Origin of the sequence: Gordonia sp. (in: high G+C Gram-positive bacteria) (genome assembly GCF_047600385.1) — a bacterium.
In the GTDB taxonomy this organism is placed as follows: domain Bacteria; phylum Actinomycetota; class Actinomycetes; order Mycobacteriales; family Mycobacteriaceae; genus Gordonia.
On record NZ_JASGKZ010000001.1, the window covers coordinates 1,358,696 to 1,380,889 of the forward strand.

Annotated in this window: 19 protein-coding genes; 14 read left to right on the forward strand and 5 right to left on the reverse strand. The window is 65.9% G+C overall.

Annotation, left to right across the window (positions count from 1 at the left end):
* Positions 1 to 11 precede the first annotated feature (11 nt).
* Positions 12 to 1,301 carry a Fic family protein gene (locus QM809_RS05910; protein ID WP_415044883.1) on the forward strand — a complete coding sequence of 430 codons (1,290 nt, stop codon included), beginning with the start codon at positions 12 to 14 and terminating at the stop codon, positions 1,299 to 1,301.
* A 45-nt stretch (positions 1,302 to 1,346) separates the two neighbouring features.
* Here the strand turns inward: QM809_RS05910 and QM809_RS05915 are convergent, their stop codons facing one another.
* On the reverse strand, positions 1,347 to 2,702 hold the full coding sequence (locus QM809_RS05915) for a M1 family metallopeptidase (RefSeq protein WP_415044884.1): 1,356 nt from the start codon (positions 2,700 to 2,702) through the stop codon (positions 1,347 to 1,349).
* Between the two features lie 352 nt (positions 2,703 to 3,054).
* Here QM809_RS05915 and QM809_RS05920 point away from each other — a divergent pair, with 352 nt between their 5' ends.
* Positions 3,055 to 3,567 carry a hypothetical protein gene (locus tag QM809_RS05920; protein ID WP_415044885.1) on the forward strand — a complete coding sequence of 171 codons (513 nt, stop codon included), beginning with the start codon at positions 3,055 to 3,057 and terminating at the stop codon, positions 3,565 to 3,567.
* Between the two features lie 13 nt (positions 3,568 to 3,580).
* Positions 3,581 to 4,438, forward strand: coding sequence for a hypothetical protein (locus QM809_RS05925; RefSeq protein ID WP_415044886.1), 858 nt, complete (start codon positions 3,581 to 3,583; stop codon positions 4,436 to 4,438).
* 289 nt (positions 4,439 to 4,727) lie between these two features.
* Here the strand turns inward: QM809_RS05925 and QM809_RS05930 are convergent, their stop codons facing one another.
* Positions 4,728 to 5,291, reverse strand: a complete 564-nt coding sequence (locus QM809_RS05930; protein WP_415044887.1) for a hypothetical protein — start codon at positions 5,289 to 5,291, stop codon at positions 4,728 to 4,730.
* Positions 5,288 to 9,178, reverse strand: coding sequence for a Pls/PosA family non-ribosomal peptide synthetase (locus QM809_RS05935; RefSeq protein ID WP_415044888.1), 3,891 nt, complete (start codon positions 9,176 to 9,178; stop codon positions 5,288 to 5,290). The genes QM809_RS05930 and QM809_RS05935 overlap by 4 nt, the downstream gene beginning before the upstream one ends.
* A 194-nt stretch (positions 9,179 to 9,372) precedes the next feature.
* Between QM809_RS05935 and QM809_RS05940 the strand changes: the two genes are divergently transcribed.
* From QM809_RS05940 to QM809_RS05980, 9 genes are all read left to right on the forward strand, one after another.
* Positions 9,373 to 10,572, forward strand: a complete 1,200-nt coding sequence (locus QM809_RS05940) for an acyl-CoA dehydrogenase family protein (protein WP_415044889.1) — start codon at positions 9,373 to 9,375, stop codon at positions 10,570 to 10,572.
* Positions 10,573 to 10,767: 195 nt separating this feature from the next.
* The gene (gene fgd, locus QM809_RS05945; protein WP_415044890.1) at positions 10,768 to 11,793 is read left to right on the forward strand and encodes a glucose-6-phosphate dehydrogenase (coenzyme-F420); all 1,026 of its coding nucleotides are present in this window, start codon (positions 10,768 to 10,770) and stop codon (positions 11,791 to 11,793) included.
* An 83-nt stretch (positions 11,794 to 11,876) separates the two neighbouring features.
* On the forward strand, positions 11,877 to 12,122 hold the full coding sequence (locus QM809_RS05950; RefSeq protein ID WP_415044891.1) for a hypothetical protein: 246 nt from the start codon (positions 11,877 to 11,879) through the stop codon (positions 12,120 to 12,122).
* A gap of 601 nt (positions 12,123 to 12,723) precedes the next feature.
* Positions 12,724 to 13,332, forward strand: coding sequence for an MspA family porin (locus QM809_RS05955; RefSeq protein ID WP_415044892.1), 609 nt, complete (start codon positions 12,724 to 12,726; stop codon positions 13,330 to 13,332).
* 887 nt (positions 13,333 to 14,219) lie between these two features.
* Positions 14,220 to 14,873, forward strand: a complete 654-nt coding sequence (locus QM809_RS05960) for a hypothetical protein (RefSeq protein WP_415044893.1) — start codon at positions 14,220 to 14,222, stop codon at positions 14,871 to 14,873.
* A 687-nt stretch (positions 14,874 to 15,560) separates the two neighbouring features.
* Positions 15,561 to 15,830, forward strand: coding sequence for an MspA family porin (locus QM809_RS05965; RefSeq protein ID WP_415044894.1), 270 nt, complete (start codon positions 15,561 to 15,563; stop codon positions 15,828 to 15,830).
* Positions 15,831 to 16,425: 595 nt separating this feature from the next.
* On the forward strand, positions 16,426 to 16,857 hold the full coding sequence (locus tag QM809_RS05970) for a DUF6973 domain-containing protein (protein WP_415044895.1): 432 nt from the start codon (positions 16,426 to 16,428) through the stop codon (positions 16,855 to 16,857).
* 16 nt (positions 16,858 to 16,873) lie between these two features.
* Positions 16,874 to 17,392 carry a hypothetical protein gene (locus QM809_RS05975; protein WP_415044896.1) on the forward strand — a complete coding sequence of 173 codons (519 nt, stop codon included), beginning with the start codon at positions 16,874 to 16,876 and terminating at the stop codon, positions 17,390 to 17,392.
* A gap of 391 nt (positions 17,393 to 17,783) precedes the next feature.
* A complete protein-coding gene (locus QM809_RS05980) occupies positions 17,784 to 17,951 on the forward strand; it encodes a hypothetical protein (RefSeq protein ID WP_415044897.1) in 168 nt (55 codons plus the stop codon).
* Positions 17,952 to 18,035: 84 nt separating this feature from the next.
* Here the strand turns inward: QM809_RS05980 and QM809_RS05985 are convergent, their stop codons facing one another.
* Together QM809_RS05985 and QM809_RS05990 are read right to left on the reverse strand one after the other, a co-directional pair.
* Entirely contained in the window at positions 18,036 to 18,185 is a 150-nt protein-coding gene (locus QM809_RS05985; protein ID WP_415047017.1) for a helix-turn-helix domain-containing protein, read from the reverse strand.
* A 214-nt stretch (positions 18,186 to 18,399) separates the two neighbouring features.
* The gene (locus QM809_RS05990) at positions 18,400 to 18,948 is read right to left on the reverse strand and encodes a hypothetical protein (RefSeq protein WP_415044898.1); all 549 of its coding nucleotides are present in this window, start codon (positions 18,946 to 18,948) and stop codon (positions 18,400 to 18,402) included.
* A 392-nt stretch (positions 18,949 to 19,340) separates the two neighbouring features.
* Between QM809_RS05990 and QM809_RS05995 the strand changes: the two genes are divergently transcribed.
* Positions 19,341 to 20,099, forward strand: a complete 759-nt coding sequence (locus QM809_RS05995; RefSeq protein WP_415044899.1) for an ATP-binding cassette domain-containing protein — start codon at positions 19,341 to 19,343, stop codon at positions 20,097 to 20,099.
* A 2-nt stretch (positions 20,100 to 20,101) separates the two neighbouring features.
* Positions 20,102 to 22,192 (forward strand): YhgE/Pip family protein, encoded by a 2,091-nt coding sequence (locus tag QM809_RS06000; RefSeq protein ID WP_415047018.1) that lies wholly within the window; start codon positions 20,102 to 20,104, stop codon positions 22,190 to 22,192.
* Positions 22,193 to 22,194 lie beyond the last annotated feature (2 nt).

A 22,194-nucleotide genomic window follows, 5' to 3' on the forward strand; every position in this document is an offset into this window, starting at 1 on the left:
AAAGGGTGCACATGGCGCGGTACGAGGAACGCTGCTGGGAGAGTGATCCGGATGCCGGGTACTCGCGCGCCTCGCAACGGGGCGGACGGTACTCGTCGTACATTCCGGACCCGCTCGGAAGCCGTCCGCTCGCGGTGCCGCCGGGACTGGCCGAGGCCGCGGCGCGGGTCGAACGCGCGATCCGAGCTCTCTCGGATCAGCCGGGCGCGGACGGTCTCGCGGCGATCTCCCGACTGCTCACGCGCTCGGAGGCGATCTCGAGTTCCCGGATCGAGGGCGTCGCACCGTCTCCGCAACAGGTCGCGCTCGCGGAGCTGGCGATCTCCGAGGACGTACGGGGGATCAGTGCTCAGGCGCAACTGGTCGCGAACAACATCGTCGTCTTGCGGAAGGCGACGGAGGAACTGGTCTCGGCCGATCGTGTCGCGGTGGACGATGTCGTCGCCCTGCACGATGCCCTGCTGCCGGACGAACGTCATCACGGACTGCGGCGGGTCCAGAACTGGATCGGGGGGAACGACTGGAATCCGATCGGGGCCGTCTTCGTTCCGCCACCGGTGGAATACGTCTCGCCGCTGATCGACGATCTGATCGGCTACCTCAACGGTGCGACACACGGTCCGCTGTTGCAGGCGGGTCTCGTGCACGCCCAGTTCGAGACGATCCACCCGTTCACCGACGGCAACGGTCGGGTCGGTCGTGCGCTCATCCACACCGCTCTCGCTCGCGGCGGGACGGCCCGAGACGGGGTGCTGCCGGTCAGTCTCGTTCTCGCTACCTTCAGCGATCGATACATCGAGATGCTCAGCCGATACCGCTACATCGGTGAGCCGCGGACGGAGACCGCCGGTGCCGGCACCGCCGACTGGCTGGCCTTCTTCGTCGACGCGGCGGGCATGGCCGTGGAACAGGCTCGTCGCATCGCGGCAGAGGTCGCCGAACTGGACGGACGGTGGCGCACGCGGCTGGCGGAGTCTCGTGCCGCACAGGGCAAACGGACGGAACCGCGAGCCGACTCGGCGACGGCGAAGACGCTGAACATGCTTCCCGAAGCGCCGGTGCTGACGGCACGGACCGTCGAACGCGTGCTCGGGGTGTCGTTCCTCTCCGCCAAACAGGCTCTGGAGGAACTGGCGGATGCCGGGGTGTTGCACCGGAAGTCGCTGGCACGGAACTCGACGGGGTATCTGGCGCGCGAGATCCTCGATCTGGTGACGATCGCCGAACGACGACTCGCGAGCACCCGGTTCGACACCCGGGCCTCCGCGCCGAACCGGGCGGTGCCCGCTCGGCCCGAATGATCGGAGGACAGCTCTCGCGGTCCGCTCGGGCCGGCGGGGCCGGAGTCAGCGGGGGCCGGGGAACGGCGGGAGTTCGGGGACGAACAGCCAGTCGCGCCAGAAGTCGTTCAGCGACTCCGAGGTGTACGTGCCGGCCAGCGCGATGAAGTCCTCGGTGATGGCGGCGCGGTAGCGGTACTTGTCGGTCCAGCGGCGCAGGAGCTGGAAGAACGCGCCGTCGCCCAGCTTCAACCGGAGGGCGTGCAGGGTGATGGCGCCGCGCTTGTACACCCAGTCGTCGAACATGGTCTTCGGCTGCGGATCGGCCAGCGCCAGGCGGACCGGGTTCGCCGCGAGCTTGGCGTGGTAGTGCCGCGCCCACTCGTCGGCCGAGCGGCCGCCGCTGCGCTGACTCCAGATCCACTCCGCGTAGCAGGCGAACCCCTCGTTGAGCCAGATGTCGCGCCAGCGCCCGAGGGTCACCGAGTTGCCGAACCACTGGTGGGCCAGTTCGTGGGCGATCAGGCGTTCGTGCGTCAGGCTGCCGTCGCAGTGGTTGGCGCCGAAGGTGGAGAACCCCTGCGCCTCCAGCGGGATGTCCAGATCCTCGTCGACCACCACCGCGGTGTACTGCGGGAACGGGTACGGGCCGAAGAGCTCGGTGAACGTCTCCACCATGGCGACCTGGTTCCGGAAGCTCTCGTCGAACCTCCGCCCGAATCGGCGCGGGGAGAGCGCGTAGACCGGTACCGGGGAACTCGCGAGACGGCGATGCTCGTACTCGCCGATCTGGATCGACGCCAGGTAGGTGGCCATCGGCTCCACCTGCTCGTACACCCAGGTGGTGGTCGCCGCCGAGCGCTTCTTGGCGATCAGGACGCCGTTGGCCAGCGCGTAGTACGGGCTGTCGGTGGTGATGGTGATCTGGAACGGGGCCTTGGCCTCGGGGTGGTCGTCGCAGGGGAACCACGACGGTGCGCCGTTGGGCTGGTTGGCGCACAGCGAACCGTTGTGGAGTTCTTCCCAGCCGACGGTGCCCCAGTCGCTCCGGATCGGTTTCGGATTGCCGCCGTACCGGACGACGATGGTCATCGCGCCGCCCGGCGGGATCGCCTGCCCGGGCGTGATCGTCAGTTTGCCCCCGCGATGTGCGTGCCGCGCCTGCTTGCCGTTGACGGTGACGCGCTCGACCCGCAGGGCCCGGCCCAGGTCCAGGGTGAAGCGGAGCAGCCGCTGGTACGACGTCGCCGTGACCGTCGCGGTCCCGCGCATCCGGTTGGAGGCGACGCGATAGTCCAGCTCGAGGTCGTAGCGGGAGACGCGGAAACCGAGGTTGCCGCTGTTCGGCAGGTACGGGTCGAGTTCGTGCGAGGTGCCGCTGAGTGTCGGGGTGTGGGTGATCCCTTTGCCCTTGCTCGGCACGTTGCGCTCTCCTTAAGTCCGGGACGGGGCGTTTCTCAGCGGGATGCGGTATGAGATGTCGCGATCTCATGAAGCCTACCGGGGAGATGCGGTTCCGCGCGCGGGGATCGCCCGGCTCAGTCGTGACTCGGGCCCCCGTCGTGACACGGTGGCGGGCGGCCTCCCGATCGGTCCGGGCCGACGCGGCGGATCCGGCGGACACGCCGCGGTTCGGTCGTCCGCACCGGACCGGTCGACGGGGGCTCCCCCTGCGCGGTGCCGCCGGATCGTCCTGTCGCCGTGCTATTTTCCGTCCATGGAGCCTCGACGGTCCGGGAGTCCGGGCATGCCCGGACCGGCGCCGGGATCCCCGGTGACCGGACGTCCCGCGGTGGGCGGCCCGGGACCCGGACGGCGGCGACCAGGACCGTCGCGACCGCAGATGCCGGAGCCGCGGATACCGGAGCCGCAGGAGTCGGTGGTGCAGGCCGACCCGCCGACCGGCGGGAGGAACGCCGTGTCGACGCTGGTGGCGAAGACGCCGCCGCTCCCGGTGGCGCTCGGCGCGGTGCTGATCGTCTGTCTGCTGTCCGGGGGTGCCGTCAGCTGCGGAGGATCGAGCAGTTCTTCGAGCGGTTCGTCGTATGCGACGTCCCGGGAATCGCTGTGCGCGGCGTACCGGGAGTTGCAGGCGCGGATGTCGGACACCCCGAAGGTCGCGACCGAGGGCCCGGAGATGGGGCGGTTGGCGTCGGCGGCGAAGTCGTATCCGGATGCGGGCATCCGTTCGGACGGTGAGACGCTCGAGGGACTCCACGACGACTCCATCGCGACCAACGCGTACGTGCGCGCCCGCATGGGGAGCATCGTGGCGGAATGCGACTGAGGGAGAACATTCGATGACCAGTCCCTCTCAGCACCCGTGTCGGTCCGGACCCGGGCAGTACTCTCCCGGTGCCGTGCGCTACGAGATGCGGTCCGGCGGTGCGCGGTCCTCGAGCCGGCTGCGGGGGCTCCCGGGGCGGGAGCACCTGGTCCGGGCGCTGCCCGTCGCGCTCGGGACGCTGTCGATCGGCTTCCTGCTGTCCCGGACGACGATCCCCGGCGCGATCCTGTTCCTGGTGATCGGGATATTCTACGCCGTGCTCCTCGGGAAGGGCATGCCGCTGTTCGCGGACGGTGCGACGACGCTGGCGTACGCGAGGGCGCTCGCCGGTGGTCCCGATCCCGAGTCCGGATCTCAGTCGGATCCCGTCGGACCTGCACCGACGGACGGGGCCCCTGCCGTCTGTCCGTCCGGCCCGGCCTCCGGCGTCGTGCCCGCCCAGGCCTCCGGCGTCGCGCCCGGGCCCGGATACGGCAGGCCCCGGAACGGCCCGCCGCAGTCCGCCCGCCCGCAGTACGGTCCGCCGCAGCCCGGACCAGCGCCTCAGCCCGGTCGTGCACCTCAGCCGGGTCTGCAGTCGTCCGGACCTCGATCGCAGTCGCCCGGATCTCCGCGGTCCGGCCCGCCGCAGCGTGTTCCGGCGCCTCGGCACCCGGCGTCGACGGGGTTCTCTCCGGGCGGCGTACCCGCCCCGGTCGTCCCGCCCGGAGTCGGGCGACCGCAGAACGGACCGGGGGGCCGGGGCCGCCCCGGCGGGCCGGCGGCGGATCGGAGTCCGGCATCGGCCCCGGCATCGAGTCCGATCCGCATCCCCGAGGGCACGACCTCGAAGATCTCGTTCGGCGGGAACGACGCCGCCGCGACCTCGTGATCTCCACCGGATGATCTCCGCAGGCGGGTCGGGGCGACGTGCCTCCGCACTCGTGTCTGGACGGGGTGGTTTCGACACGCCGTCGTCACTTCGTTCCTCCGGCGGCTCAACCAGCGATTGGCGACCGGTGGCTCGACCAGCGACTAGCGACCGGTGGCTCGACCAGCGACCGGCGACTGGCGGATCGACCAGAGACCGGCGACCGGTGGCTCGACCAGAGACCGGCGACCGGCGGATCGACCAGCGAGTCGAGGGGTCTCGGAATCCCTGATGATCGGGGCGACTCCGGTCAGTGTCCGGTCGCCTCGACGACCAGTTCGACGTCGGCGCCGTGCACGACCAGTATCAGGACCTCGGAGTCCGGCGGGGGATCGACGTGCTGGGGCAGGGAGTGGCGGACGCTCGCCAGCACGGGGGTGCCCGGCGGGCACGGGAGCGGGACGAGCGCCGCGAGGCTCTTCTGGTTCTCATCGGCACAGGTCAGCTCGGAGAACACCGGGAACGACGGATTCGCGGCGGTGACCAGGGCGCGGGCCCGGTCGAGCGATGCGGTGATCCGGTAGCGCCCCGAATACGACTCCTTCCCGGTGAACACCGGCAGCCGGGTGGCGCGGACGAACTCGAACTCCGACGGGATCGTGACGTCGCGGGAGGCGAAGGCCTTCGCGGCGCGGCCGGCATCCATGTGGTCGGGCTGGTAGGCGTCGTCGTCGCCGAACGGGAAGTTCCACACGGTCACGAACAGCACGAAGAGCACGATCAGCACCGCGACCAGCACCGCGGCGAGGGCGCCGGTCGCGATGAGGGCGATCTTCAGCCGCCGGTGCTGCTTCGACGGCGGCGTCTGCGTCATCCGCGCGGCCAGGGGGCGATCGGATTGCCCTGCCAGCGGGTGTAGTCGGGGACCTGGTCGCCGCGCATCACCAGTGAACCGGGGCCGACGGTCGCGGCGTCGCCGATCTCGGAGGCGGGCAGGGCCACGCAGTGCGGGCCGAGCGTGGCGCCGGGTCCGAGCCGGACGGCGTCGATGGCCATCACGCGGTCGTGGAACAGGTGGGTCTGCACCACGCAGCCGCGCTGGACGTTGGCGCCGTCGCCCAGTTCCACCAGGTCGGCCTCGGGCAGCCAGTACGACTCGCACCAGACGCCGCGGCCGATCTTGGCGCCGAGCGCCCGCAACCACCAGTTGAGCACCGGGGTGCCGGTGGCGGCGTTGGCGAACCAGGGGGCGGCGACGGTCTCGACGAACGCATCGGAGAGTTCGTTGCGCCAGATGAACGAACTCCACAGCGGGTGTTCGCTCGCCCGGACGCGTCCGATCACCAGCCACTTGGCGGCGGCCGCCACGATGCCGGCCACGATGCCGGCGGTGAGCAGCACCACTCCGCTCGCCAGCGTCGCGACCAGGGCATCGGTCGACTCCGCGATCGCCTCCAGCGTCAGCAGCACCCCGATACCGAGGAGGAACGAGACCCACACCGCCACCAGCCGCAGCGTCTCGACCACCGAGCGTGCGATCTTCAGGCGCAGCGGCGGGGCGAAGGTACGTTCGGAGTCGGTGTCGCCGGCGGTACGACGCAGCCGCTGCGGCGGACTGCCGAGCCAGCTCGACCCCGCCTTCGCCTTGACCGGGGCGGCCGACAGCACCGCCACCAGACCGCCCTTGGGGACCTTGCGTTCGGGCGCCACCATGCCGGAGTTGCCGAGGAAGGCGCGCTTGCCCACGCGGGCCTCGCCGATCCGCATCCAGCCGCCGCCGAGCTCGTACGACGCCACCATCGTGTCGTCGGCGAGGAACGACTCGTCGCCGACCACGGTGAACTTGGGGATCACCAGCGCGGTGGAGATCTCGGTGTTCTTGCCGATCGTGGCGCCCAGCGCCCGGAACCACCACGGCGTCAGCAGGCTCGCGTACAGCGGGAACAGGTAGGTGCGCGCGGAGTCCATCACGCGCTCGGTGAGCCACACCTTCCAGCCCGTCGCGCTGCGCACCGGATACGAGCCGGGTTTCAGGCCGATCGCCGCCAGCCGGACGACGACGAGGGTGACCAGCGCGAACGTGGCCAGCGCCGCGAGCATGCCGAGCGGACTCAGGATCACCGCGCGCAGCGCCGCCGAACCGAGGTCGCCGGAGGCGAGCGACCACGAAAACGTCACCACCAGTCCGACGGCCAGCGAGACCAGCGGGATCCCGGCGATGAGCAGCGCCGACAGCGCATAGATCGGCACCCAGTAACGGCGCGACTTCGGGCGCTCCTCCGGCCAGTGCGTCTTGGCCTTGCCGAGCTTCACCGCGGGCGAACCGGCCCACCGCTGACGGGCCTTGACCTTGCCGATCACCGTCGAACCGGGGTCGACGATCGCGTCGCGGCCCACCACGGCGCCGGGCAGCAGCGTCGACCGGGAGCCGACGGTGGCGCCGCGCTTGATCTCCATGCGGCCCAGGTGCAGGACGTCGCCGTCGAGCCACCAGCCGGACAGGTCCACCTCGGGTTCCACGGCGGCGCCGTCGCCGATGGTCAGCATGCCGGTGACCGGCGGGAGGGTGTGCAGGTCGACGCCCTTGCCCAGTTTCGCGCCGAGCGCGCGGGCCAGGTGCGCCATCCACGGGGCGCCGGAGGAGTTGTGCGCGCCGCTGGCCTCCATCAGGCGTTCGGCGATCCACAGGCGCAGGTGCACCGAGCCGCCGCGCGGATGGTCGCCGGGCTGCACGCCGGCCAGGAGCACCCGGGCGCCGCCCGCCGCGATCAGCAGCCGGCCGAACGGCGTCACGAAGATCAGGAACGAGACCAGCAGCACCCACCAGGAGATGTGCACCAGCCAGGGCGCGGGATGGCCGAGGGCGTCGGCGATCACCCGGCCGACGTTGTTCGCGACGCCCAGCCAGGTCATCCAGGCGACACCGGTCAGGGTGGCCAGCGGCACCGCGGCGACGATCTGGGCCAGGCCGGTGCTCGCCGGGATCGGCTTCACCTCGCGCGGCTCCGCGACGACGGCGTCGGTCTCGAGGGAGTCGAGCAGTTCGGCGAGCGAACCGAGTCGCGGATGGTCGTAGAGGTCGGCGACGGTGATCTCCGGGCAGCGGGTGCGCAGCGCGCTCACCAGCTGCGCGGCCGAGAGCGAGCCGCCGCCCTCGGCGAAGAAGTCGGCCTGCGGGCCGGTCACCGTCACCCCCAGCACCGTGCTCCACTGCTCGGCGAGCCAGGCCTCGGTCGCGGTCAGATCGCCCGCGGGTTCGTCGTCGCCCGCGGCGTTCGGGAGCGGCCACGGAAGCGCGTCGCGGTCGACCTTGCCGGAGGTGCGGGTGGGCAGTTCGTCGAGCAGGGCCAGCCGGGGGACCATCGCCGCGGGCAGCTCCTCGCGGAGCCGCGTCTGGGCGGCGGCCAGATCGAAGTCCGGATCGGTGGAGGCCAGGTACCCGATCAGCAGGGCGTTGCCCGCCGCGTTCTTCCGCACGGCGCACGCGCCGCCGCTCACGCCGGGCAGGTTCTGCAGTGCGTTGTCCACCTCGCCCAGCTCGATCCGACGGCCGCCGATCTTCACCTGATCGTCGGCGCGGCCCACGAACAGCAGGCCCTCGGGGTCGAGTTTCACCAGGTCGCCGCTTCGGTAGGCGCGTTCCCAGCCGACCGATTCCAGCGGCGCGTACTTCTCGGCGTCCTTGGCCGGGTCGAGGTAGCGGGCCAGTCCGACGCCGCCGATCACCAGTTCACCGGTCTCGCCGACCTGGACCGGCTGTCCGTCGGCGTCGACCACCACCAGATCCCAGCCGATCAGCGGCAGGCCGATCCGCACCGGCTCCCCGGCCCGCAGCGGGGCGGCGGAGGCGACGACGGTGGCCTCGGTGGGGCCGTAGGTGTTCCAGACCTCGCGCTGGTCGGTGGCCAGCCGGTCGGCCAGCTCGGGCGGGCACGCCTCGCCGCCGAAGATCAGCAGCCGGACCGCTTCGAGCGCCTCGGCGGGCCAGAGCGCGGCCAGCGTCGGCACGGTGGAGACGACGTTGACGTCGCGCTTCACCAGCCAGGGGCCCAGGTCCATGCCGGAGCGCACCAGCGAACGCGGCGCCGGGACCAGGCACGCGCCGTGCCGCCAGGCCAGCCACATCTCCTCGCAGGAGGCGTCGAAGGCCACCGACAGCCCGGCCAGCACGCGGTCGCCGGGGCCCAGCGGCTCGTCCTGCAGGAACAGCGCGGCCTCGGCGTCGACGAACGCGGCGGCGTTGCGGTGGGTCACCGCGACACCCTTCGGGGTGCCGGTGGAACCGGAGGTGAAGATGATCCAGGCGTCGTCGTCGACGGTGGCGGGGGAGTGCGCCAGGGCCGCGGCGGCGGCGTCGACGGTGCGGGGGCGCCCGTCGTGGCGGCGGAGGCCGTCGCCGGTGAGGACGGCGTCCACCTGCGCCTCGCCGAAGACCAGTTCGGCGCGTTCCTCCGGGTCGTCGGCGTCCACCGGCACGTACGCGGCGCCGGCGAACAGCGTCGCGAGGATCCCGATGTACAGGTCGCGGTGCCCCGACGGCATCCGGATGCCGACGCGGGCACCGCGACCGATGCCGGCGTCGTCGAGCCGGCCGGCCATGCGGCGCACCACGGCGAGCAGTTCGGCGTAGGTCAGGACCTGCTCGCCGTCGTCGATCGCCGGCGCATTGGGATGCGCCGACGTCGTGGCGAGCAGGACGTCGACAAGGGTGCGTTCGGCGGGCGCCCGAGCGGCGCGCAGGAACTCCTCGGGGATCGGCACAGCGTTGATTGTGCCCCACCCGGCGACGTTTCGTGGCCGACGCGGGGAGCATGTGAAGGCCGGTCGAACACGGGCTGAGATCCAGGTGAACCGCGGGTGACCTCGCCGACCGCGAGTCTTCGCGTCGACGCCGGTCTACCCTCGGTGAGGGGTGTCCGGCGGCGGGCGCCGAGTGACGCGAGAGGACGGTCCGCATGAGCGAGCGCAAGACCACGGAGCAGCTGTTCGGCATCGACAGGCTGCTCGACGACGACGAGCGCGCGATCGCCGCGACCGTCGCCGACTTCGGCGCCAAGCGGCTGCGCCCGCACGTCGCCGAGTGGTTCGCCGACGGCGTGCTGCCGGCCCGGGAGCTGGCGCTCGAACTCGGCGGCATGGGCCTGTTCGGCATGCACCTGACCGGTTACGGCTGCGCGGGCACGTCGGCCACGGCGTACGGTCTGGCCTGTCTGGAGGCCGAGGCAGTCGACAGCGGTCTGCGCAGCTTCGTCTCCGTGCAGGGCTCGCTGGCGATGTTCGCGATCCACCGCTGGGGCGGCGAGGAGCAGAAGCAGGAGTGGCTTCCGCGCATGGCCACGGGCGAGGCCCTCGGCTGCTTCGGACTCACCGAACCGGACTTCGGGTCCAATCCGGCGGGCATGCTCACCCACGCGCGGCGCGACGGCGACGACTGGATCCTCAACGGCGCCAAGATGTGGATCACCAACTCGCCGGTCGCGGACGTGGCCGTGGTGTGGGCGCGCACCGACTTGGAGGAGGGCGCCAAGGGGATCCGCGGTTTCCTCGTCCCCACCGACACCCCCGGATTCAGCGCCCCGGAGATCAAGAACAAGATGTCGTTGCGGGCGTCGGTGACCGGGGAGATCGTGCTCGACGACGTGCGGCTCCCGTCGTCGTCGATGCTGCCCGAGGCGCGGGGGCTGCGGGGGCCGCTGAGCTGCCTGAACGAGGCCCGCTTCGGGATCGTGTTCGGTGCGGTCGGCGCCGCCCGCGACTGCCTGGAGACGGCGATCGAGTACGCCGCGACCCGCGAGGTCTTCGACAAGCCGCTGTCGGGCTACCAGATGACGCAGGCCAAGATCGCCGACATGTCGGTGGAGCTCGGGAAGGCGTACCTGCTGGCGATCCAGCTCGGCCGGATCAAGGATTCGGGCGACGGCCACGGGTCCATCGCGCCCGAGCAGGTGAGCCTGGGCAAACTGAACAACGTGCGCGAGGCCATCAAGATCGCCCGCGAGTGCCGCACCGTCCTCGGCGCCAACGGGATCACCCTGGAGTACCCGGTGATCCGGCACGCCAACAACCTGGAGTCCGTGCTCACCTACGAGGGCACCAGCGAGATGCATCAGCTGATGATCGCCAAGGCGCTCACCGGCGAGGACGCCTTCCGCTGACCGCCTGAGCCGGGCGCCGAACCCCTGCACACGCTCTGAGTCGGGCGCCGAATCTCTACACACGTTCTGGACCGGGCGCCGAACCTCTACACACGTTCTGGACCGGGCGCCGAACCTCTACACACGATCCCTGAGCCGGGCGACGAAGGAGCCCGTGTCGAAGGGTCCCCCCGAACACGAATGGAGCACCCCCCGATGGCAGCGCAGCTGAAACTCGGACTGAAGGCCTCGGCGGAGCAGTTCGCTCCCCGGGAACTGGTGGAGATCGGGGTGGCCGCCGAGGAGGCCGGCCTCGACTCGGTCACCGTGAGCGACCACTTCCAGCCGTGGCGGCACAACGGCGGCCACGCGCCGTTCTCGCTGGCCTGGCTCACCGCGGTCGGTGAACGCACCGAACGCGTGCAACTCGGCACCTCGGTGCTGACGCCGACGTTCCGCTACAACCCCGCGGTGATCGCCCAGGCCTTCGCCACGATGGGCTGCCTGTACCCGGGGCGGGTATTCCTCGGAGTCGGATCCGGGGAGGCGCTCAACGAGTACGCCACCGGATTCACCGGCGAGTGGCCCGAGTTCAAGGAACGTTTCGCCCGGCTGCGCGAGTCGGTCCGCCTGATGCGCGAGCTGTGGACCGGGAACCTGACGGACTTCGACGGCGAGTACTACAAGACCCAGGGCGCGTACATGTACGACGTCCCCGCGGACCCGATCCCGGTGTACGTGGCTGCCGGCGGGCCGGTGGTCGCGCGGTACGCGGGCCGGGCCGGTGACGGCTTCATCTGCACCTCGGGCAAGGGCATGGAGCTCTACACCGAGAAGCTGATCCCCGCGGTGCGGGAGGGAGCGGCCAAGGCCGAGCGCGAGTTCTCCGCCATCGATCGCATGATCGAGATCAAGATCTCCTACGACCCGGACCCGGCCAGGGCCCTGGAGAACACCCGGTTCTGGGCGCCGCTCTCGCTGACCCCGGAACAGAAGCACTCGGTGAACAGCTCGGTGGAGATGGAGCGCCTGGCCGACGAACTGCCGATCGAGCAGGTGGCCAAGCGGTGGATCGTGGCGTCCACCCCGGACGAGGCGATCGCACAGATCAAGCCGTACGTCGACGCGGGCCTCAACCACCTGGTGTTCCACAACCCGGGCGCCGACCAGCGGCGTTTCCTGGAGGCGTTCACCGCCGAGGTGGTTCCCGGTCTGCGGGAGCTCGCCGTCGTACAGGAGTGAAGCGGTCGTCGTCGGCACATCGGTAGCGCTGCGCCTCCGTTGCCGACGCTTCTCCGTGGTAGCCGCCGTCGCTGACGAGGAGAGTGTTTCGCCGCCTCCGCCGGTTGAGCCCGGCCGCGAACGAAGTGAGCGCCCGGTGTCGAAGCCTCCTGCTTTCGACGGTCCTCAGCCAGGGCGAGGGCAAGGTCGAGGAGGAGGCTGCGCCCGGTGTGCTCGCCGGCCGCGACGCCTTCGAGTACTTTGACGCCGACGCCGCGCTCGAACAGGTCGGTGAGCACGATCAGCCCTTTGCACGGGTTCCGGCCGAGGCGTTCGAGATGTTCAGCTAACGACCGTTTTTTGAACGGCTCCGGAAGTCGTGGACCCCGCACACCTCGTTCGGCAAGCACTCGAAAGTCCACCGAGCCGATGGCACTGTACAGGAAGTCGGCAACCTCCGTAGACGATCGTTGAAAATTCGTCCGAACGGATGGGAAAAACTGCCAATAGTTATTTTCTGCTGAAAAATTCCTGAGTCGGGTATTTGATTGACGCACACTCAAACATGTCAACCTGGACAAGATTCACACAACGGAACACAACGATGATCGATAGGAGCACGAAGAAGGCGAGGACGACCAGATTCGATACGGCATCGGTCATGTTCCAAAAAGGTTCAGTTGCCGATGATGGGCAAAACACATGAGGTGATTCATGCTGCCCCGACCAGAATTAAAGATGAGCTCATTCGTCACCCCTCCTACCGGGCAACCAGCCATCCAATAGCGCCTGCTCACCCGCATTTTACAAGACGTCGGAGACATCATCACATAGCACATCGATGGTCTCATTACGTTCCATAGTTCATCGCCGATGATTCGGTGTGACACTTTGTTTTGAATTGGAGAATTTATGATCATGTCTCGTTCGCTGCGGGTGGCCGGCGCAGGAGTGTGTGCCGTGGTCGGGGTGTTGGTCTCGGGGCCGGTGGTGTCGGCGGAGCCGGCTAAAGCCGATTCGTTCGCCGATCGGACGGTGTCGAAGACGACTGCCGACGGGTGGCGGGTGTCGGTGGTCAAGGCGAGGGAACGGGTCCGTAGTGTGCCTCCGCTGAATCAGTCGCCCTGGTCGCGGGAGGGGTTTTTGAGTCTGCGGGGTGAGGGGCGGATCGCGGGGACGAGCACGTTGCCGGTGAACGCGGGCACGGTCGCGACGGGTTTCCAGTTGGGGTGCAACACCGATGTGACTTCCGGGGCGACGGTGGGGGTGACCGGTGGTCCGACGGCGCAGATGTCGATCTCGTATCCGCCGGCGATGGTGATCGGTGGTCAGTTGATGCCGAGTATTTCGACGACGTTGCGGCCCGGGACGATCGCTGATGTGCCGTTCGGGTCCAAGCAGATGGCTGGTGCTTTGGCGGGGATCGAGCTCGATGGTGTGCATGTGAAGGTCGACGGGTGTCTGGGTCCGGTGGCGGTGCGCGCGTATACCCGGGTGGCGATTTCGACCGCGGCCAATGACACCACGGTGCACGTGTACGGCAAACCCCACTATTTATAGAGCACCACCATCGATCCGAAGGATATCTTCGAGATATACGAAAATCGGGTTTCGCATAGATGCTCGACACTCCACCCTGCTGAAAAAATCAGGAAGGATTGAATATTTTGAGATCTCTCATTCCATACATTGAGGTAGCCTTTCGCAAGAAAGCCACAGCATCCAGATTCTGCATACTGGTACTCCTCTTTCCGATCGTCCTTTCGCTTGCAGGACTAATGTCCATTGGTCTTGATTCCAGCCAGGTAAGAGCAGATGCTTTATGCGACCAGATGAGAGCTCAGCACGGATCTAACTGGCCATGCATTAATGTTCCCACACATAGTCCGCAGCCGACGCAGGCCACTCCTGATCAGCGTCCAACGACACCAGGAAACCTAGGAGGTGGGCCTCTTATAGAGGGCAATCCTGGTTCCGGCCCAGGAAGATCCACTGGCACACCTATTGTTCCCGGTAGAAGTGCAACCAGACCAGAAAATACGACTACACCTGAAGTTTCTAGCCCACCCGAAATTGGTCGGCCAACTCAAGTACCACCGATAAATACACACCGAAATCCAGCAGGTACCGTAGTACCGAGAAACCGTTTCACTCCAGCGCCAGCACGCCCCGAAGTGCAACCACTCCCCTTACCTCACGGGCAAGGCAGTGAAATAGATATCCGAAATCCGAGTCCAAATGAAGGGCTCGAATCCGCAATTTCTGCGGGCTGGTGCCCACTTGGTAGAAATCATTCCAACGGATGCATCGGCGCTGGGATTACACGCGATATTATCAAGAATATACCCAAGTATATCCTTGGCGCAGTAATCACTACTGCCGTATTTATCGCACTCGCCCTATTGGTTTTATATCTTGCCCCTACCAGCCCATTTCTAGGGGCACTGATGTGGATGGCCGGGATAGTTCTCACTGAAGAGTATTCTATAATACTTGGCGCAACACTTTCAGCAATTCTCAAAAAGTTTCTATTAAGATTTATCTCCGGAATCTTCCGGGATCAATTGAAGAAATGGTGGAAGGGAAATAAGGACTCTGAAGCAGGCAAAAAATTGGAGGAGATCTGGCGCGGCTGGAACCAGCCTGGACAGGAACCAGGATGGGATCGAGACCACCAGGCAAAACCAAAACTTCCAGATGATCGCCCTAAAGAACCATCAGGAAGAGGGCCTGAGATACAAGAAGAACCCCCTAAGACTACTCCCACCCCTTCGCCGCCAGTACAACCCTCGACACCTTATTCACCACCGCCGCCTCCACCACCGCCTCCACCACCACCGGCGCCGGCGCCGGCACCTCCACCCGAGCCAGAACCTGATCCTGATCCTGATGGACGTCTGATTCCTGAAGGTCCCGGCAATGTTGTTCCTCCTAATCCCGAGACGGGTTCTGGACCCAAAGAAGGAGATGGGAGATCCGAAAAAGCACCTTCACCGTATATAGAAGGTGGTGTAGACGGTCCGAACAATCCGGACCCGGACAAAGTAATCGGCAATAATAATGGTGACGTACCAATGGCGCCGCCGCATATCCGCGTATAGTTGACACGGAAGCAGGAATAAAATTGGCGAATACACGGAGAGTCCCCGCAGCTTGCCGTCTCGCGATTAATGGAATAGTGACCATATCGGTGGTCGCATTCGGGGCAATTATCACATTATTAATCACCGAGGGCAGCTTACATGCTTCCCAAGTGTTCGAATTTGTTGCGGTATATCTAGTCGCATTGGCCGGAATTTTCATCATTCGGAAAGCGACTTCCGAAATTCAATGGTCCCTGGTGGCATTCGCGTGTGCAGGGCTACTAGGAGTCGGGTGCGCTCTATATGCTGTGCGCAACATGGGAGAATCTAAAATTTGGCCTTGGGTCATTTCCGCAATCTTTTTTACACTAATCTCAATCTCACATGGACTCGATATCAACCGTCAACGTCAAGGAAAATTGAAGTGATGATAAATTCAGTTCCTGATGAAATTCCCGCCCCGGATGAGAATAGCCCCAAACGAAAAAGATTCTGGGAACAGCCACTTCTCGATATCCCCGATCCGCACCCCGAAATTCCTCGACGATGGTGGCAGCGACGATACGGGAGATTGACTCCATTTCAAAAATGGCTGATGGAACAAAAATGGGCTAAGCGGATAGCCGATTTTATCAGCGTGCTCCCATGGTTCTGATCGATGTGACGTAATTGCGTGCTCGATAAAACAGTGGTCCGACGGCGCAGATGTCGATCTCGTATCCGCCGGCGATGGTGATCGGTGGTCAGTTGATGCCGAGTATTTCGACGACGTTGCGGCCCGGGACGATCGCTGATGTGCCGTTCGGGTCCAAGCAGATGGCTGGTGCTTTGGCGGGGATCGAGCTCGATGGTGTGCATGTGAAGGTCGACGGGTGTCTGGGTCCGGTGGCGGTGCGCGCGTATACCCGGGTGGTGATCTCGACTGCGGCCAATGACACCACGGTGCACGTGTACGGCAAACCCCACTATCTATAATCCTGTTACGCGATCCGAGGAAACGATCATGAATATGATTGCCCATCGATATACGATCACATTATTTGCCACACTCTTGGGAATCATCGTATTCGTCGCTACTGGCCCATTTGTCGCACCAGCATTCGTAAATGCGGATCCTCTATGTGATCGGTTGCGTGCCGAACATGGACCTGCATGGCCTTGCATTGATGTGCCCACGTACACACCACTCCCTTCTCAAGGTCAGCCTTCACCGGCCGCTCCAGGGAGTGCTGGCACCCCAAATACTGGTCCCGCAATCAAAGGAAGTCCCGGGGACGGGCCCGGACAAAGCAACGGAACCCCTATCGTCGGAGCACCTGATCGCAGCACGAAGTCTAATGGATACGATCCTTCTACACCCCGCGCCGGCGATAACCGGATACCCATAACGACACAGCCTAAAACAATTATTCCGAGTAATAATCAAGTGGTTGCGCCAAGGAGCCCAGCGGCCTCCAGAATCAATAAACAGCAGCCTGGACGACAGGAAGTAGATTCAGAAATAATTCCGAATGAAATTATGGACTATGGGGCAATGCTAGTATGGTGCAGAGCTGGAGGTCTTCTTCGTATGTATCATTGCAATCGTGTGCGAGATGAGGATATTCAGGGTAAATCATGGTCCGAATCGGAGAGATACTTTCCCGTTAAAGATGGCTACGCAATTGATGATGGACGCGCAGATGCTGCCCGTCACTGCATTTGGCTCGGTGGAATGACGGCGAGAGGAAGCGAGAGTCTCGCCCGAGCCGCAGCTAATATTCACGAGTTTACTTCGCCAGCGAGACCCGACGATCCCGAATACTCAAAAGCCTCCGAGGCGATGGACCGCTACAACAATGAGACGGGAATTCGCATTGGGCATGAGTCTGACGGGGATTTCGCGGAAGTTATTAATAAGTGCGTTACCGCGTCACGTTCAGCAAATAAGATTCCGCAAGAAGAAGTTGCTGACGTCCAGAATCCTGGCGGACACTCCCTAATATTCTTTAATGGGAAATAATACTTAAGGAGTCATTGTGAAACACATTTCTGCTGCCGGGATTCTCTTCGCTGCACTATGCGTCATAGTAGCTTGCGGAGCATGTAACGACCCGACCGATGCCGCGGAAGGGATAACGGAAACCTTGCGGAAAGTTCCGGAAAATCAAGAACTTGCGAAATTTCAGATATTGGTATGCCCTGAACAGCGGATTAATAATGCGGATCTGCTTCGTCGTGTTAAGGAGCAGGAAAAACGCACAGGCGTCCCGTATCTTAAACCGTTCCCTCCTGACGATAGGGGCTATAAGGAATTCCTCGAAGCATACCGGAAGACGATCATTCCAGCCGACGCAGTAAAGCTGACAACGAATGACGATGTGGTTATTGTCAATGGAGATCTAGTCGATTCGGGAGTACTTCCGCCGTCTCCACATGGGGCAGAGTTCAAGAAGGTCGACGGCTCATGGCTTCTATGCGACCCTACATTTATCAGTCGCAAAAATTCCGAGGAAACAGCCAGGGAGTATCTCCGTAATGCAATCAAACACAAATAATTGGATCAGATGTTCGGAATGAAGCGAACTTTCATCATGCGCATAGCTGTCCTGGGTGGAGCACTTATAGCCATGTCGGCGTGTGTCAAAACAAATTCTGAAACCGCTAATCCCACCGAGACGGGCGTGGCGCCGAAAATGCTTCGAGTAGCAGGGAGTCAATGTGAGGGACTGGCGCGGTCTGGGGGTACTGTACCGGATAATGTCAAGATTCTTGGATGGGATTTAGATGCTAGTCTACCCAATTCCCCTGAAGGATTGAGAGGATGGATGATATCCGGAAGGACATCCGGGCCATCAAATAAAAGGCCGATTTGCAACGTCACAGAAACCCCAGATGGGGGATACAAAGTATTTCTTGTCAAGTAGTATTAAACACCCATGTTCGCTCATGGCCGGTTTCCTGTTCCTCCTGGCCGTGTTCACCGTGGTCATCGTCCGGTGGACGGTGCGACGGAACCAGGGCACCAGTTCCACGGCGGCCGGGATCCTCGCCGGTGAGGCCAGCCGCGGGTCAGTGCCGAGTACCGAGTTGAGCCGACCGGCATTGGCGGTGTGACAGTCGCCGGGATGTAGGTCCGTTCGCATGACGGCGCCGCTCCACCAGCTGGTGGAGCGGCGCCGTCGTCTGTGGTGGGTGGGGTCAGACGAGGCTGTGGTCGTTGTTGAGGTGGTCGGCGTAGGCGGGGTCGAGTTCGGCGGCGTCGATCCAGCGGCGGACGGTGTTGTGTGAGCCGATGCCCAGGGCCTGGGCGATCGCGTTCGGTGTGGTGCCGTCGAGGCGGAGTCGCAGGACTTCGGCGACGGTCTCGGCGTGGTGCGGGTCGGGTTCGGGGCCGCCGGATCACTGCTCTGGGATGGTGCTTCGGTGCTGGTGGTGTCGGTCGGTCGACGGCCGGAGCGTTGTCGTCACGAAGTACCTGCTCAGCTCGATTGGCACGAATAGATGCGGTTGTCGGCTCGGCTATGCGATCCAGGTGCGGTGACGCAGCCGGCGGACACCGGGACTACCCGGTCGGTGCCTCCGCCGCGCCACCGGGCGCCGTCACCGTCACCGTGGCGGTATCGGTGACGGTGACGGTGACCGGATCGCCTTGTTCGGGCGCGGCCTGGGTGACGGTCTCGGTGACGGTCTGCGTGCGGACCCGGGTCTCGCGTTCGGTCCGGACGGCAGTCTGGCGCTGCACCTCGGTCTGCGTGGCGGTCCGCGTGGTCGGCTCCTCGTGAACCTCCTCCACCTCGGTGATGGTGGTGGTGACCGGGGGCGCCGCCTGGCCACTTCGGCCCTGCGGGCCGATCGCGAAGAAACCGATCACGACGAGCGCCGCCGCGGCGACGGCGAGCCCGGCGATGGTCTGCCAGCGTCGTACGGCGGCCTCGGCGCCGCTGCCGGGATTCGTCACCAGCACGGTGGCCTGGCTGTCCGGGGACGGGTAGGTTCCGGCGGTCCCGGGATCCGGATAGACTCCGGCGGTCTGCTGCGGCGCGTTGTAGTCGGCCGTCGGACCGTCGTAGGGGGGATACGGCTGCTGCTCAGGCGGTTGCGGCGTGCTCACGATCTTGGACTCCTTCAGGCGGCCTCGCGGCCGCTCTCAGATGTCCAGGTTACCGGGTGCGCCGGGTCGCCCAGCGGCCGCGGAAAACCGGTGCCGGAAGCGGTGACCCCGCCGGTGTCGCCGCCGTCACGGGCGGCGCGTCGTCGTTCCGTCGGCCACCCCGGTCTCGGCGCGGTGCCGTTCCTCGCATCGTGTCGTCTCGGGCGGAATCGGATTCGATGCAGAATCGGTGCAGGTCTAGCATGATGAGTCGCAGTCGTCCGGAGAGACGCCTACCGATCGGGTCCACGATCTCGCGCCGTCGGCGCCGACGTCCACGATCCCCCTCGCGTGTGTTTCCGCGGCGGCCGAGCGCGTCGTCGACGGGTCGTCGGCGACGTCGGAGGACATCTATGAGACAGGGTCGGTCGATGGTGGACGACGGTCAGGATTCGGTGGAGGCACCGCCCGACGGCGAAGTGATCCTGGAAGCACAGGGGCTGGGCGTGAACGCCCCGTGGGGCCACGTCTACGGTCCGGTCGATCTGCGGATCCGGCGCGGCGGGGTGACCGTCCTGGTCGGCTCGGCCGGCCGCGGCCGCACCGCACTGCTGCTCACCCTGGCCGGTCGGATGAAACCGACCTCGGGCACGCTGACCGCGTTCGGGCGCACCGGCAAGGCGCAGCACCTGTTCGACAACGCCGGAATGGCCTTCATCGACGAGGTCGACGGCATCCGGCAGACCATCCGGGTGCGCGACGTGGCGACCGAACACCTGCGCTGGAACGCGCCCTGGTACAAGCTCGTGGGCCTGGCGAAGGAGGACGACCTGGAACGGATGTGCCGGTCGACCTTCGGGCCGCTGTCGCTGCCGTCGCTGGACGCCTACGTCGAGGAACTGCCCGAACTCACCGGGGCGCTCCTGCACGTCGCCATGGCGAACCTGCGCAGACCGCCGCTGCTGGTGGTCGGCGGCGTGGACAAGATGAAGCGCGACGTGAGCTCGCAGAAGTTCCTCGAACGTCTCATCGACCTCGGCCGCACTCAGACGATCGTCACCGCCGACGTGAACGGCGCGGTGCCGCGCGACGGCATCACCGACGTGCTCGGCGTGGGCAACCTGACCGACGACGAGTTCGTCCGGCTCGAACGAGAGGACCGGGTCCAGTGAAGATGCTCGCCGCCTTCTCCCCGGGCAGTGATTTCAAACGCTACTACCGCGGCCGCATGCCGCGGCTGGCGCTGGCCGTGATCATCCTGATGCCGCTGATGTACGGGGCGCTCTACCTGTGGGCGTTCTGGAACCCGTTCGGCGCCGTGGACAAGATCCCGGTGGCCATCGTCAACGCGGACGAGGGCACACAGGTGCAGGGGAAGCGCGTCGACGCGGGCAGACAGGTGCTCAGCGGTCTGGTCGACTCCAAGCAGCTCGACCTGCACGTGGTCTCGGAGAAGGAGGCCGTCGACGGACTGGCGCGGGGCGAGTACTACTTCACCATCACCCTGCCGCCCGATTTCAGTGCCCGGATCGGCTCGCCGACGTCCGGCGACGCCAAGTCGGCGCAGATCGTCTTCGGCTACAACGACGCGAACAACTACCTGGCCACCATGATCGGGCAGACCGCGGCGCAGCGGGTGGTGAACATGGTCGGCGCGCAGGTCGGAGCGCAGACCTTCGACGTCGTCTTCCAGCGCGTGGACCCGATGCTGGGCAAGATCACCGAGGCCGCCGACGGCTCCGGTCAGCTCGCCGCGGGCCTGATCCAGGCGAAGGACGGCGCCGATCGACTCAAGGACGGTGCCGTCGAACTGAACGACGGCGCGGTCAAGCTCAACGACGGCGCGGTGAAACTCAACGACGGCGCCGTCAAGCTGAGCGCCGGCGCGGGCCGCCTGAACGACGGTGTGCAGGAGCTCGCCACCGGCGTCATGACCGCCACGGACCCGCTGGTGGACGCGCTGAAACGAGGCCGGGAACGGGCGCCGGACATCGCCGAGATGAACGCGACCGCGGAACGACTGGGCCGGAACCTGGTCCGCGTCGAACGTGCGCTGGGCACCGTGACCGAACTGCAGTCCCGGGCGTACCGGGCCACCGTCGACCTCAGCAGGCAGCTGAAGCGGCACCCGGATCCCTCGGTACGACAGCTGGCACCGCTCCTCGACCCCGTCAAGGAAGCACTGGAAGCCCAGGGGATGGGACCCCGGTCGAACAGCGACCTGAAGGCCGCGCAGCAGGATGCGGCGCTGTTCGCCAAACAGCTGAACGACCCGAACAGCTCCCTCCGGAAAGCGCTGACCATGTTCGCCTCGGGTGCGCTGGTGAACGACCTGGAGAAGATGCGCGGCGCCATGACCCAGCTCACCGACGGCGCCGGGCAGCTCGCCGACGGCGCCGAACAGCTCGCCGCGGGCACCGGGCAGCTCACCGACGGCACCGGCAGGCTCACCGACGGGACCGGGCGGCTCACCGACGGCACCGGGACGCTCAGCGACGGCCTCGGACAGCTCAGCACCGGTGCGAACCGGCTGGCCACCGGGCTGAAGCAGGGCGCGGACGCACTACCGAAGTGGACCGATCAGCAGCAGAAGAAGCTGGCCGAGGTGCTCGGCGATCCGGTCACGCTGGCGCAGGAGAACCAGAACCCGGCGTCGAACTTCGGCACCGGTTTCGCGCCGTTCTTCTTCGGCCTGGCGATCTTCGTCGGCAGCATGATCGCGTGGATGCTGTTCACCCCGCTGCAGCCGCGGCCCATCGCGCACGGCCTGCACCCGTTCCGGGTGGTGCTCGCGTCGTACGTGCCGACACTCGGCGTCGGTATCCTGCAGGCGACGGTCCTCCTGCTGGTGTCGGTCTTCGCCGTCGGGCTCCGGCCGCAGCACCCGTGGGCCACCTTCGGCTTCATGGTGTTGATGGTGGCGATGTTCATGGCGATGATCCAGATGTTCACCGCCGTGCTCGGCCCCTCCGTCGGGCGCGTGGTGACGCTGGCGTCCCTGATGATCATGCTGACCTCGGCGGGCGGCATTTATCCGCCGCAGACCACCGCGAAACCGTTCCAGTACGCCCACCACGTGGACCCGATGACGTATACGGTGAACGGTCTGCGGCAGTTGATCGTCGGCGGCATCGACTCCCGGCTGCCGACCGCGATCACCGTGGTTGTGGGGCTCACGGGGGTGTTCCTCGCGCTCTCCACGTGGGCGGCCCGGCGCAACCGGCAGTACAACATGGAACGCCTCTACCCGCCGGTCGAGGCCTGAGG

Excerpts from the sequence above, each read along its gene's own strand:
- QM809_RS05910 (WP_415044883.1), top strand. The coding sequence starts at position 12 with ATGGCGCGGTACGAGGAACGCTGCTGGGAGAGTGATCCGGATGCCGGG.
- QM809_RS06000 (WP_415047018.1), top strand. The coding sequence starts at position 20,102 with ATGCTCGCCGCCTTCTCCCCGGGCAGTGATTTCAAACGCTACTACCGC.
- QM809_RS05970 (WP_415044895.1), top strand. The coding sequence starts at position 16,426 with ATGTATCATTGCAATCGTGTGCGAGATGAGGATATTCAGGGTAAATCA.
- QM809_RS05940 (WP_415044889.1), top strand. The coding sequence starts at position 9,373 with ATGAGCGAGCGCAAGACCACGGAGCAGCTGTTCGGCATCGACAGGCTG.
- QM809_RS05925 (WP_415044886.1), top strand. The coding sequence starts at position 3,581 with ATGACCAGTCCCTCTCAGCACCCGTGTCGGTCCGGACCCGGGCAGTAC.
- QM809_RS05995 (WP_415044899.1), top strand. The coding sequence starts at position 19,341 with ATGAGACAGGGTCGGTCGATGGTGGACGACGGTCAGGATTCGGTGGAG.
- fgd (WP_415044890.1), top strand. The coding sequence starts at position 10,768 with ATGGCAGCGCAGCTGAAACTCGGACTGAAGGCCTCGGCGGAGCAGTTC.
- QM809_RS05980 (WP_415044897.1), top strand. The coding sequence starts at position 17,784 with ATGGCCGGTTTCCTGTTCCTCCTGGCCGTGTTCACCGTGGTCATCGTC.
- QM809_RS05965 (WP_415044894.1), top strand. The coding sequence starts at position 15,561 with ATGTCGATCTCGTATCCGCCGGCGATGGTGATCGGTGGTCAGTTGATG.
- QM809_RS05930 (WP_415044887.1), bottom strand. The coding sequence starts at position 5,291 with ATGACGCAGACGCCGCCGTCGAAGCAGCACCGGCGGCTGAAGATCGCC.
- QM809_RS05960 (WP_415044893.1), top strand. The coding sequence starts at position 14,220 with ATGTGGATGGCCGGGATAGTTCTCACTGAAGAGTATTCTATAATACTT.